This window comes from Arcicella aquatica, from assembly GCF_034928825.1.
GTDB classification, from domain to species: Bacteria; Bacteroidota; Bacteroidia; order Cytophagales; family Spirosomataceae; genus Arcicella; species Arcicella aquatica.
On sequence record NZ_JAYFUL010000061.1, the window covers coordinates 1 to 13,086 of the forward strand.

The following is a 13,086-nucleotide window of genomic DNA, read 5'->3' on the forward strand; positions in this document are numbered from 1 at the left end:
TGCTATTTCACTTAATTATCTCAGACAAAATGTCAATGATTCTATTAAGTACGCCCAAATAATATTTGGTCAAAATTTCAAAGAACTATGTTCCAATATTAGAACTTAACAGCCCTGCTTCAGAGAGGGGAGCTCTCGACCCCAGAGTCTGCTCTTCTCTGAAGGAGAAGGGGCTGGGGGATGAGGTTGTTAGACATTCGCCTTTGCTGGTGTTTTCACCGCCAAATTATGCCTCAGCCACATCATATTTTTTGATAAATGGTGCGTTGCTTTCGCACGTGTTGTTGGAGAACAAACTCCAACAACGGCGGGAATTATGCCTCAGCCACATCATATTTTTTGATAAATGGTGCGTTGCTTTCGCACGTGTTGTTGGAGAACAAACTCCAACAACGGCGGAAATTCACCGCTCCAAAAATTCACAACTCCGCACTCACAACTCTCCACTCATCATAAGCCAGGCTCATGTACAAAAGCTTCTTTTATTTTAAACTGAAATTGGGTGGAATCTCTTTGTACAGCGTAATTGAAAGTAGTATAATATGCAGTTCGGAGATTAACTGAAACATTATTACACTTTAGGTTTTTTAATGTAAAAGAATGAAGGTTGTCTGCTCCAAATTGTACACCAATTTTAGCAACATTGTTAGGTATCTTTACGGTATAACTTCCTTTGCCATTGTTTAGTGGCAAGCCTGTATAGCTTACTATCTGTTCCTGTTTATCAAAAAATACAAATAGTAAATTGGGCATATCATCATAGCCATCTTTTCCGTAGTATTTTTTGTACTGAACCTCATAGCTTATATTGATACTATCTTTGAGATGATACTTTTCAGGATTTATATATGCTGTTATTCCATTAAAAAAAGGATTTGCCCTGACTAAAGGTGTCGATGTTTTTATCCAGAACAATCCATCAAATGCCTCCGAGGTATTTTTATGGATTGAACAATAAGCATTTTCTGTATTATTAACACCGTAGGTAATCTTTAGTTTTTCTGAAAAAAAATCAAATACCTCTTTGCTTGAATTAAAAGCTAAAAACCCGCTCGAATCGTTTGTGCTTTTTCCGATAATATTTCCTATCTTATTGTTTGCCGTACAAATTTCAATGGGTTCTTTTGACACTCTAGCATTATAAAATCCATTTTCTACTTCGGTAGCAAGGGTATAATATTGGTCTTTATATTTATTGTTGATAAGTTTCCCTAGGCGGCGTCCATTTTCATAGGTCATGATATTTCCTTCTCCTTTTTCTATGTGTGAATTATGGGCAAAAATAATAATATTGGCATTTTCCCTCAATGCCTTTGCCCACGCTAAAATTTCAAACATATTGGTATCTCTCACCAGTTTATCTTTGGAATAAATACGTTTTAGGTCATTCTGAATTACATTAAAGGTATTTAGCAAAATAGCTTGTTGTAAACTTCCATCATTTTTTATTCCCTTGGTCTTAATTTCTATGGCTTTAAGGGTATTAATAAGGTAGTTGTATTCATATTTTTTATCTTGCCAATTATATCCGTAAGGCATAAAAGCTAAATCGTACAGCACATCATACTCTGTATTAGATAAGGTAATATGGTAGGTTTTACACAAAAACAAAATGTTTCTTGCCAGACCAGTAACAGAATATAAGTCACCACACAGTATCCAAACTTTATCTTTTTCGCTCTTTGTTTGGTTGTAGGTTTTAATCCAACTTACTAGATTTCTGTCATGTTCAGAGTCATTCCTCAACAGTATAGACACAGGAATGCTATCATTTAGTCCTAATACATATTGATTGAGGGCAACCGACTCGTAATATTCTTTTTCTGCCCAATAAAGCACATTAAAGCCTTTATGTTTAATTAAACTTTTGGTAAGGTTAGCGAAAACTTCCCTAAATTCAGCGGTGCCATGGGTAGCTTCGCCAATGCCAATGATTTGTTTGTCAGCGAACCCTTTTTGAGACTGTACAAACTTATCGATAGACTGCTCACTATTATATTTTACAGGAATAAAATGTGCTTTGATGATTGGATAAATCTCAGCATCAATTATTAAACTATCGTAGTTATACGTTAAAAAGCCTAAAGCCGCTAAAAAAATTATGGTAGAATATATTCTCATTTTAAAAATTGATGAGGTTTATGATTAGATAGATATACAACCTTTGTTACTTTCGTCTTTGGTGGTGTTTTTCGCCTTTGGTGGTGTTTTCACCGCCAAATTATGCCTCAGCCACGTCATATTTTTTGATAAATAGTGCGTTGCTTTCGCACGTGTTGTTGGAGAACGAACGCTAACAAGGGCGGAAAACTCTTATATCTAGCGAGGGACTTAAGTCCCTCGCTAGATATAAACATGTTGATTATCAATTGTTTAAATACTTTTTTACCCAAGGCTGGTGTCTTCACCAGCCCTCATCCAGCAAAGGGAATTCGCCAAGCGGGGGTGGTGTTTTCACCGCCAAATTATGCTTCAGCCACGTCATATTTTTTGATAATTGGTGCGTTGCTTTCGCACGTGTTGTTGGAGAACGAACTCCAACAACGGCGGGAAACACGTTGATTATCAATTGTTTTTTACCCAAGGCTGGTGTCTTCACCAGCCCTCATCCAGCAAAGGGAATTCGCCAAGCGGGGGTGGTGTTTTCACCACCAAATTATGCCTCAGTCACGTCATATTTTTTGATAAATGGTGCGTTGCTTTCGCACGTGTTGTTGGAGAACGAACGCTAACAACGGCGGAAAACCGAGCGTCAGTCGCCTCATGTCATAGCCTGACTACTTGAAACTCTTATATCTAGCGAGGGACTTAAGTCCTACTGATTACCCACATCTTTTAAAAAGTTGAAATGGAAATGTTATTATTGATTAAATTAGCTTAAATGTACATAAATAGTCTTTAAAACCAAGCGTTGAAGCCCTTATCTCTAGCGAGGGACTTAAGTCCCTCGCTAGAGATAAGATATTGATTGTTAGTTATTTATATACTTGTGGGTAATCAGTAGGACTTAAGTCCCTCGCTAGAAATAAACACGTTGATTATCAATTGTTTATATGCTTGTGGGTAATCAATAGGGCTAGAAGCCTTGTAATAGTCGTCACTTGCTTTGAAGCGAGCGACTTCGGAGGAGCAATACTGAAGGGATGAAATGTTGATAGCACCTTATACCCTACCACCACCATTTACAATGATTTGTTGACCATTTACCCAAGCTCCTGCTGGACTAGCAAGGAATGCCACTACACCTGCGATGTCCTCTGGTTCACCCATTCTTCCTAGGGTCATTGCTTGCCCAATCCTTCCCAATTCTTCTTTTGAAACCTCTTTTTCCATTAAAGGAGTCTTTGTTGGGCCAGGGAAAACACTATTCACTGAAATTTGACGATGACCAAGTTCCTGTGCCAATATTTCAGTAACTACTTTGCCAGCGGCTTTACTAGGAGCATAAATACCAAGACCCGCTGCTGGATAAAGTGAGCTTGTGGAAGAAATCTGAATAATTCGTCCACCATTCCTAACGTGTTTAGCTGCCTGTTGCAACACAAAGTAGGTCCCTTTATAATTTACCGCATTGATACGGTCGAAGTCAGCTTCAGTAACATCAGCAATGGGAATACCCATCACCGCAATACCAGCATTGGCTACAACAATATCAATACCACCAAATGCTATAGTGACATCATTAAAAAGCTTAGTGATTTCGGCTACCGAACTAACATCTGCTTGAAATCTTATAGCTGAGCCCCCAGCTTCTTTGATTTCATTCACTACTTCATCGGCTTGTTGGGGGTTCCCCATGAAATTAACGGCTACCGCAATGCCGTCTTGTGCTAAACGGATGGCAATAGAACGACCGATACCTGTTGCAGCACCTGTTATTAATGCCACTTTTTTTGTTGATGCTGTCATGGTTGTTTAATTTTTACCCCAAAAAATCTACCTTTATTTTTTCAATTTTCGTTTTAAGCTCGGTGGCAAATTCAGTATTTACAATTCCGTTTTCAGCATCAAAGTTTTCGTAGAAACTTGGTAATAGAAACGTTTCAATAACTTTTGCACCATAATATGGAAGTGTATTTTTGGCTAATTCTAATACCGAAGCTCCACCTCTTAATCCTGGAGAAGTAGCTAATACAAAAACAGGTTTGTCGCCAAATGCTTTGCGTTCGGGAACGATAGAAATCCAATCGTAAATATTTTTAAAAGCAACTGAATATGACCCATTGTTTTCTGCAAGCGCAATAAGCAATAAATCACTTTCGTCAATTTTTTTAGCAAAATCTAGTGCCAATTGTGGGATGCCAATTGTAGGAATTTTATCTACGCCAAACAATGGCATTTCATAATCATTCAAATCCAAAACCTCTATAGAATGGTTCTCGAAAAAAGTAGAGGTATGGGTTACTAATTTTTTGTTAATAGAAGCAGTACTGTTACTTCCTGCAAATGCTAGTATTTTCATGGTCTTCGTTTTATTTTGTCAATTTAATTTTTCCGTATTTTCCTGCATAAAAATCCCGATAGGCATCTGCTATTTCGCCTTGGGTGTTCATCACAAAAGGACCTTCGGCTACAATGGGCTCTGTATATTCTTCACCACCAAAAAGTAATATATCAATGGCTACATCGGATGTGTTTTTTAGCTCAATTTCACCTGCTTCTCTATCAAATTCTACAAACTCTCCTTTTTGAAATTCGGTATCATTTAATACCGCATTTTGCGTGGGTAAAAAAGCAGCAACTTCAATTTTATCTTTTATTTCAAGCGAAAATTGTTTCCCTGCATTCAAATGGACATGATACAAAAACTGCGCTGAATAATTAGGAATAATTGAACTCAATTCTTCGTACTTGCCTACAACTACCTTTATCCATCCGTCTTCGTTAGGTAATGTTTTTATAGGTACTTCATTGGCTTGAATTGCTAAATGAGCAGGTTTTTCTGCTTTGTTTTTAGCGGGTAAGTTGAGCCAAAACTGAAGACCGTGTATATATTTACTGTCCGTTTGGCTATCGTAATTAAAATTCTCATCGTGGATTATTCCATTGCCTGCTTTCATCCATTGTGCCCCACCCGAATGTATTTTGCCAGTATTCCCAGCACTATCAAAATGTTCCACTTCGCCTTGAAGCACATACGTCAACGTAGCAATGCCCCGATGCGGATGAGCCCCCATGCCATTTGTAGTGATAATTTCTTTGATGGCAGGTGCGACATAATCCAGAAACACAAAAGGCCCAACTTTGTCGGCGTAGCGATTGGGCAACATTCTACTGATACTTAAAGGACCTAAATCGGCGCTATTTCCTTTTGTTGAAAAACTTGTTTGCTTTTTCATAACTATATGTTTTGATGGTGTAAAATTGCACCCGAACGAAGCCCTAAAACGATGAGATTTGATAAAAAAAAGCGTTGACATATATCAACGCTTTTTGAAATTTGTTTAAAACCATACATTTTCAACTTGGTATCGATCGCTATTATTCAGCAAAACTACCACCGCTCATTGCTTTCATAAAAGCTTGCGGATTCCAGTATTCACGGTAGTTTATAATAAGCCCATCACGGAAAGTTACAAAAGTGGCATAGCTCATTTCATAAGGATTACCATTGCTAATTACTACACCCGATGCACTCCATTCTGCAATGGCAACGTTAGCATCATCAGTAGCATAGATTTTTAAGGTAGGGATAGATTTTACATCTATAAAACTTGGGTAGTTGCGTAAGTATTCATAAAGTGCTTCACGACCTTCAAACCTTGCTGGTGTACCTTCTGGGGCAAAAGGAAATTCGGCAACTACATCCTCCGCACAAAGCGCTGACCACCCTTTCATATCCTTGGCAAGAAATGTATCTAAACTATTACGAAGAAGTTGAGTAGCTGCTGTGTTTGTTGTATTTTCCATTTTATTGAAATTTAATGTTTTTTCTTTATTGATTTAACGATACAAAATTGCATCATAGGCAAGCCCTGTAACGATGAGATATGATAAAAAAAACCGTTGACATTTATCAACGGTTCTGTAAAATCAAGCTTTAAAATGGAAAACTACTTCATCGCTTGTTTTCTGATTCTGCTTAAAGTTTCTTTGGTAATACCCAAATAAGAAGCAATGATGTGTTGCGGAAAACGTTGGATAAACTGGGGGTGATTATCTGCAAATTCTTCATAACGTTTTTCGGCAGTATTACTGATAGTAGAGCTTAGTCTTCGTTGGTTAGCAATGGCATTTCTTTCGTCCATGAGTCGTATCATTTTTACCAATGCAGGTATTTTTTCCATTAAATCCAGCATTTCGGCCCTTGTAATAATCAGCATTTCGGTATCTTCCCAAGCATCAATATTATAATTCGAAGGCGTAAGCATAATAGAACTTTCACGGTCGCCTGCCCAATAGTTTTCGATGTACAGGTGTACTATATGTTCTACGCCTTTGTCATCTACACTGTATTGTCGCATCGCACCTTTTACAATAAAACCAACGTATTTACAGACATCACCTTCTTGCAAAAAGTATTGTTTCTTCCTTAGCTTTTTGGGTTGGAAAGTCGCTTCAATTAAGGATTCTTCTTCGCTTGTAAGGGGTAAATTAGCATATTGGTTGATGTATGCCAAAAGGTTTTTGTACATTGGTTTTGATGATTAAATTAAGCAGATGCAAAGGTATAAATAATGTTTCGTAATTGTTTGTTCATGGCATCGTTGCTACGTTAGTATTAGTCTAAGACCACGCCAGTGGAGGGATGAATAACAATCTTACTCATGGCACGACTTCCAGTGAATTAGAAGTCATGCCATGAGAGTTTTTAAAACCTATTCATACCCATTAGGTCATAACGAAATCTTCTGTTTTTGGGAAGGAACGCATTACTTGCTGAATAATATCAGGGATGGGATTAAGTAGTTTGCGTGTGCTGGTATCAAGCCAAGTGCCGTCTAGCGTTAGTGTGGCACAAACTTTATTTTCTGTATTGAGGAAAAGATGCCTAATCGTCCACCGAGAGGCATCAGCATTCAGTTTTGCCATTTTGGCTTCTATGGATATGTCTTGTCCTATTCTGATTTCTTTTCTGAAAACACATTCTTCACGAAACAGGATTGGACCAAAATTGTTAGTCTGCATTACATCGAGCGTCAAGCCGAGTTCTGTCAGGATTTCAACCCTTTGCTGTGCGCCAAAATCATAATAAACACTGTGCCTTACATGAAAGTTAGGGTCTAGGTCGGCCCATCTGATGGCTATTTTTTTGTTGAATGAAGTCATAATTATCTGATTAATGTATAAATTTAGTAAAACTAAACACTATGATATACATTTTCATTACAACACTCGTTGTTTTCATCTGCTGGACTTTCTCTTTTTATCATTGGAAAAGTATTCAAAAGCGTAATCACTTTTGGATTAGCTTAAGCTTCTATGTGGGTTTTGCTATTTGCCTTTTTGTCATAATATGGAATACTTACATTTACTTAAAAAATGAAAATGGTAAATCTTTCACTATTGGTGTTTATCTATTTGAGTTTTTTTTGTTAGAATGCTCAATCGGCTTTACATTATTTAGTTGGATACTTAAAAAAATCTCCCGCTTGGCTTAGTCTTTAAGCTACGCCAAGCGGGGGAGAGTAAAATTCTGTAGAGGGTTAATGATTAATATTAAACATATTTTAATAACTCACTAACTAATTTAAAAACTGTAGTTGAAGATTCTTCAATTGCTGGATTAGTATGGTCAAATTGATTATAATTGCGTTCGGCTCTTTTGATTGCTAATTTTACTCTTTCTTTACCTGTATCAGTATCTATGTCGTTTAATAATTGAAATATATCCTCTGTAATAAGTTTGCTTTTATTGCCCTCATATTTTAAATTATAGGGTTTTAACAGTTTATTTATTTTTATATCATAATCTATTCTTGGCATATTACCCCCTTGGTGGTCTTCAAAGTGAAGAATTATCCAATATTCAAAAGATTGATTTGAATAAGCCACTCCAAATCTGTTTGCTTCAGCAATCTTTATGGCATCATTAAAGCTATTGTTATTGAAGTCATCTTTATCAAATACACACCAAACCTGCTCATACTTTCCTTTATTAGCTAATTGCAAAGCTCTATTTACTAATGAAGTAGTGTTATATCCTTCACCTACAGCCTTTATAGTAGCTGAAGAAAGCCTGAATTGTTTAAAGTAAGAAGGTTCAGTGTTTTCTCCTTCACAAACAATTAGTATTGTAGGTTTTTCAATTAATACAGGGGTAGGTCTATCTAAGCTTGATTCAGCCCTTCTATTTGCTTTTAGTTGTTCTCTGTGTTTTTCCTTAGCTGCATTTTGCTCAGCTTTTTTATCCTTCATTTTCATATGCTGGCAAGATGGTGTTGAGATTATCAAAAAAGCCTAAAAATGGGATAGCTCCATATTTACCATTGATATAGTTTTCTTCGAATGACTCTGTCTTTCTTACTTCATCTGATTTAAAATCCGCTAGAGAATAAAGCTTAGCTTCTCCGAATTGATTTTTATCTGTAAACCAAATTTGATCACGTCTAAAAAGTCCTGAACTTAATAAGTTTGTATCGTGCGTGTTGAAAATTAGCTGAGCATTCTTTTTATTCAAATCCTTGGAATTAAATAAAGATACAAGTTTGCATACTAAGTTTGGATGTAACTTGGCATCAAGTTCATCAACTACCAAAATGTATCCATTTTCAATAACATCTATAATTGGTCCTGTTAAAGCAAAAATCTTTCTTGTTCCCGATGACTCATCATCATCTAAAGAAAAATATACACTATCAATTACCTTTTTATTAATATCATATTTTTTATGAGTTGTTATAATATCTGAAAAAAACTCAGCTTTTTCTTCATTAACTTCTTTATTGATTTTATCTACTAACTCTTTAGGTACATTTTTCGAAAGTTTGTCGATATCTAGTTTTTGTAGCTTAATGTCTTGTATCCCTAAATCAGCGACTTTCAATAAACTTAAGATTTTAGCTTTATAAGGGCGGTCTTCTGTTTGACTCATCGTAAATCCTTGATACCCTTCTTCATGAAGCCCCGAAATAGTTTTCAAATTTTCAAACCAATTTAATACACTAATGGAAGTATCATCATTGAACTGTGCTGATACTGAAATTAGTAAAGCATTATCCCTTACAAGTCCTTCTTTAACCAATGTATTGGCTTTTGAGAATTTTTTTTGGTGAATTTCAAAATTGTTACCTTCTCTATAGAAAAGTTCAATCTCTTTAGTATTTGGTCTATAATATAGCCATTCTGAAATCACCATTTTTCTGTCTGCTTCAAATCCATAGCGATACATTACATTTTTAAAGATAAATATTACCTCAAATTCGGTAGGAGAATGCTCACTTTCGCTATTCAATTTATAAGGTTCAACATCAATTTTATCTCCTTTTTTGCTTTCTTTCGAACTAGTAATTACAAACCTTTCCATAAACATCAAAGCTTCAAATAGCTTACTTTTTCCACTTGCATTTGCACCATATACAACAGCACTTTTTAGAATCCTAAGATTGAATTTATTATCATGATAAATATTTTCAGATTCACGAGTAGCCTTGTCATAGTTTGAAGCTACAAGACTTAACGTTGCTTTGTCTTTAAAAGTCCTAAAGTTTTTAACCGAAAATTGTAATAGCATATCTTTTGTTGTCAATAATTATACACAAAAATGGCAATATTTTGTAATATAGCTGCCATTTTTGTGTATTTTTTGCAAAAAAATGGTTAAAAACGCTTTCTTTTTACATTAATATGTAAAATAGGATATTTTAGATAAATTCATCTCTCTCTTGGAGTAGTGTTACTCGCAACGTTGTCAACTTAAGATAACTCTGTCAGATTATTACAAAAAGCCACTATTAAGCTGATTAAGAATTTTCTATACTAACAAGAAAAAGCTTGCAAACAAAACGCTTTATTAAGGAAAGGGCTACATTGTGAATAGGAGGATTTTCTTAAGTTGACGACGTTGAGTGTTAGACTACTACGCCAGGCGTAGGAACATTTTATCATTTATTCGATTTAACATTGCGGAGGAAATTAGAATAGCGTAAATTGTGAAAACAGATTAATTTGTAAACCTTCAATAAATACACCCTATGCGACTAACGAATATATTGATTTTGATGCTATTGCTTTTTTCGTGTAAAAAAGACGATGTAGATGCCAATAGCATTGTGTTGATACCAGATGAGTTTTTTGAGCGAAATCTAATAAAATATGATTCTGATAAGCAAATCAATGGTCAGATACTTTGATAAAGATATAAAGGACATAGATACTTTAAAGTTCATTAATGCAGGGGAGTGCCCGAAAACGTTGAGTGGGATAGAGCACTTTACCAATTTAAAATACTTACAGGTGTACTCGGTCGTTATGCCAACCCTAGATTTAAGCCATAATACATCCTTGCGTTATGTAGATTGTAGCGGAGCATACATTGCTGTAGCTGGCGGAATGTATCGGGTATTGAAAACGTTGAATTTAGGAGATAATAAAGAAATAGAAACATTGATTACAGACTATACTTATCTGAAGAACTTCCCGATAAGCCAGTATCCAACGATAAAGAAAACATCCTGTATAGCGTGTTTATAAGGGGATTGATAAGTTGGTTTTTGTTACTCGCCATGCTATCACCCTTATAGGGTTAAATGTTTCCTGATTTCACGGAATGCTATCATCCTTTCATCCCTTCGGGATTGATTTGGATAAAACTTACTCTCTACGCTCGCTTTGTGTGGTCATAGAGTAGGTTGGGAGCTTGGGGTTTAGAAGGCGATGCCTACCCCACAACCTTATAAAATGCGTTGCATTTTTGCAATGTAACATTGCGGTACACACTGACGTGGTCTCTAAGACTACATCAAGCCAAGAGATTGTATGAAGTATACCCCATCAGGTATAATTAGGTTGTAGTTTTTAATTTTATACCCTATCAGGTATAAAATTATTTATTTACCTCAACAATTTGTCATGCTACTTGACATTATACCCGAAAAGGTATAATTTAGTTGGGTTAATTATTAATATACCCTATTGGGTATAATCAGATGAAGATTGTACAATTTATCAAAGAGAAAAGAAGGAATTTAGGGCTGACTCAAACCGATCTTGCCATGAAATCAGGCGTTGGGCTTCGCTTTGTTCGAGATTTGGAACAAGGGAAGCCTACTTTAAGGCTTGATAAAGTCAACCAGATTTTAGCCCTTTTTGGCTCAGAGGTAGGCGTAATTAAAAAGGAGGTTGAAGATGAATAGAAAAGGCAAGGTATTTTATCAAGACCAATTAGCAGGCATTATTACCGAAAACGAAGAGGGATATTATTTTCAATACGACGAGACTTACCTCAATAGTAATGATTGTCATGCTATTTCGTTGACATTACCCCTTACGGAGCATATTTATTTCAGTAAAATCTTGTTCCCTTTTTTTGATGGACTCATCCCTGAAGGTTGGCTATTAAATATTGCTATTGAAAACTGGAAAGTAAGTCGGCGTGATAGAATGGGCTTGCTGTTAACTGTCTGTGGCGACTGTATCGGTGCGGTAAGTATCAAGGCTTTAAATGATGACGACCATGAATAAATGTTTATATTGCTACCAAGCCCTAGCTGACAATGAGCGTGACTTTCACCCGAAATGTGCGAAGAAACTATTTGGCGTAGGGGCTGTTCCTGAGATTGCTTTTGGCAAAGAAGAACTTCAAGAAATGGCAAGGCAACTCATCATCACAAGTATTGCTATAACGGGTGTACAGCCTAAACTTTCGTTGGATTTAGAGAAAATAGATACACGACATCGTAGGTTTACTATCGTAGGTTTACAGGGAGACTATATTTTAAAACCTTCCTCTGATGATTATCCTCAATTGCCTGAAAATGAGGACTTGACTATGAATTTAGCGGCACTGTGTGATATAAAAACGGCTGAGCATACGCTAATAAGACTTATTTCAGGTGAGTTAGCCTATTTAACAAAACGATTTGACCGAAAAAAAGGAAAGAAGATTCATGTAGAAGACCTATGTCAATTAACAGAAACATTAACGGAACATAAATACAGGGCATCGATGGAAAAGGTTGGGAAAACTATCAAAAAGTTTAGTACCAATGCTGGACTTGATGTAATTACTTTTTTTGAAATCAGTGTATTTTGTTTTTTAACAGGTAATGCAGATATGCACCTCAAGAATTTTTCTTTGATGAGCAATGAAATGGGTGAAATTCAATTGAGTCCTGCTTACGATTTGCTCTCTACAAAGCTGGCGATGCCTCAAGATACAGAAGAAATGGCATTGACCATCAACGGAAAGAGAAATCGTTTAAAAAAAACTGATTTCGATACCTTTGCCCACACCCTTGGTATCAACGAGAAAGTAAAGGAGAACATTTATAAAAAGTTCAGCCTAAAAATTCCATTGATGTTGGCGAAGATTAACGAAAGTTTTTTAGACGAAAAATCCAAACAATTGTATCAAGACTTGATTAATAATAGGGCTATTGTTTTGAGATAGCGTGGATTTTACTCCTCCGCTTGGCGTAGTAGTCAATGACTATGCCTAGCGGGGGAGTAACCTTTCCTATTAGCGGGTGACTTAAGTCCTACTGATTCCCCATAAGTATATAAATGATTGATAATCAAGGTATTTATTTCTAGCGAGGGACTTAAGTCCCTCGCTAGAAATAAGAGCTTCACGTAGTCAGACTGTAACATGAGGCATCCGACGCTCGGTTTGAAAGGCGATTTAAGCCTATTTGAACCAATTTTATCAATAATTACATCTTCATTTCAACTTTTTTAAAAGATGTGGGTAATCAGTAGGACTTAAGTCTCCAACCAATAGGAAAGGCAGCAACCAATCCCGAAGGGATTATCTCTCATTTGGAAGCAAGCAATTGCTGAGAATTTAGGTATGCCCTTAAAACAAGTTGATGATAAATAAGTATCTTTGAAATACTTTTTCTATACCGCAAAGATAGCATTTCTAACTTAGCCTGACGGCTAAGGAAATAAAGCCAACTAAGGATGGGAAGTAGCCAAACCATTTCA

14 protein-coding genes are annotated in these 13,086 nt (G+C 36.1%); 5 read left to right on the forward strand and 9 right to left on the reverse strand.

From position 1 onward, the window contains the following. Positions 1-450: 450 nt before the first annotated feature. The 9 genes from VB264_RS22615 to VB264_RS22655 form a co-directional block, all read right to left on the reverse strand. On the reverse strand, positions 451-2,121 hold the full coding sequence (locus tag VB264_RS22615; protein WP_323253280.1) for an erythromycin esterase family protein: 1,671 nt from the start codon (positions 2,119-2,121) through the stop codon (positions 451-453). Between the two features lie 1,041 nt (positions 2,122-3,162). Further along, entirely contained in the window at positions 3,163-3,909 is a 747-nt protein-coding gene (locus tag VB264_RS22620) for an SDR family oxidoreductase (RefSeq protein WP_323253283.1), read from the reverse strand. Between the two features lie 13 nt (positions 3,910-3,922). Then, positions 3,923-4,462 carry an NADPH-dependent FMN reductase gene (locus VB264_RS22625; RefSeq protein ID WP_323253285.1) on the reverse strand — a complete coding sequence of 180 codons (540 nt, stop codon included), beginning with the start codon at positions 4,460-4,462 and terminating at the stop codon, positions 3,923-3,925. Positions 4,463-4,472: 10 nt separating this feature from the next. Further along, complete coding sequence (locus tag VB264_RS22630; protein WP_323253287.1) at positions 4,473-5,339, reverse strand: pirin family protein; 867 nt, start codon at positions 5,337-5,339, stop codon at positions 4,473-4,475. Between the two features lie 142 nt (positions 5,340-5,481). Beyond that, on the reverse strand, positions 5,482-5,910 hold the full coding sequence (locus tag VB264_RS22635) for a nuclear transport factor 2 family protein (protein WP_323253289.1): 429 nt from the start codon (positions 5,908-5,910) through the stop codon (positions 5,482-5,484). A 143-nt stretch (positions 5,911-6,053) separates the two neighbouring features. Next, positions 6,054-6,635, reverse strand: a complete 582-nt coding sequence (locus VB264_RS22640; RefSeq protein ID WP_309924049.1) for a Crp/Fnr family transcriptional regulator — start codon at positions 6,633-6,635, stop codon at positions 6,054-6,056. Positions 6,636-6,831: 196 nt separating this feature from the next. Beyond that, positions 6,832-7,269 carry an acyl-CoA thioesterase gene (locus tag VB264_RS22645; protein WP_309924051.1) on the reverse strand — a complete coding sequence of 146 codons (438 nt, stop codon included), beginning with the start codon at positions 7,267-7,269 and terminating at the stop codon, positions 6,832-6,834. 390 nt (positions 7,270-7,659) lie between these two features. Then, positions 7,660-8,358 (reverse strand): RloB family protein, encoded by a 699-nt coding sequence (locus VB264_RS22650; RefSeq protein ID WP_323253291.1) that lies wholly within the window; start codon positions 8,356-8,358, stop codon positions 7,660-7,662. Then, positions 8,348-9,673 carry an AAA family ATPase gene (locus VB264_RS22655; RefSeq protein WP_323253293.1) on the reverse strand — a complete coding sequence of 442 codons (1,326 nt, stop codon included), beginning with the start codon at positions 9,671-9,673 and terminating at the stop codon, positions 8,348-8,350. Before VB264_RS22655 ends, VB264_RS22650 begins: the two co-directional genes overlap by 11 nt. A gap of 460 nt (positions 9,674-10,133) precedes the next feature. Between VB264_RS22655 and VB264_RS22660 the strand changes: the two genes are divergently transcribed. The 5 genes from VB264_RS22660 to VB264_RS22680 all read left to right on the forward strand — a co-directional run bounded on the left by VB264_RS22660 (position 10,134) and on the right by VB264_RS22680 (position 12,550). After that, on the forward strand, positions 10,134-10,292 hold the full coding sequence (locus tag VB264_RS22660; protein ID WP_323253295.1) for a hypothetical protein: 159 nt from the start codon (positions 10,134-10,136) through the stop codon (positions 10,290-10,292). Beyond that, positions 10,276-10,632, forward strand: a complete 357-nt coding sequence (locus VB264_RS22665; RefSeq protein WP_323253297.1) for a hypothetical protein — start codon at positions 10,276-10,278, stop codon at positions 10,630-10,632. The genes VB264_RS22660 and VB264_RS22665 overlap by 17 nt, the downstream gene beginning before the upstream one ends. Before the next feature lie 455 nt (positions 10,633-11,087). Beyond that, positions 11,088-11,294, forward strand: a complete 207-nt coding sequence (locus VB264_RS22670; RefSeq protein WP_309924058.1) for a helix-turn-helix transcriptional regulator — start codon at positions 11,088-11,090, stop codon at positions 11,292-11,294. Beyond that, complete coding sequence (locus VB264_RS22675; RefSeq protein ID WP_323253299.1) at positions 11,287-11,622, forward strand: HipA N-terminal domain-containing protein; 336 nt, start codon at positions 11,287-11,289, stop codon at positions 11,620-11,622. The genes VB264_RS22670 and VB264_RS22675 overlap by 8 nt, the downstream gene beginning before the upstream one ends. Continuing rightward, complete coding sequence (locus tag VB264_RS22680) at positions 11,615-12,550, forward strand: HipA domain-containing protein (RefSeq protein ID WP_323253301.1); 936 nt, start codon at positions 11,615-11,617, stop codon at positions 12,548-12,550. The genes VB264_RS22675 and VB264_RS22680 overlap by 8 nt, the downstream gene beginning before the upstream one ends. Positions 12,551-13,086 lie beyond the last annotated feature (536 nt).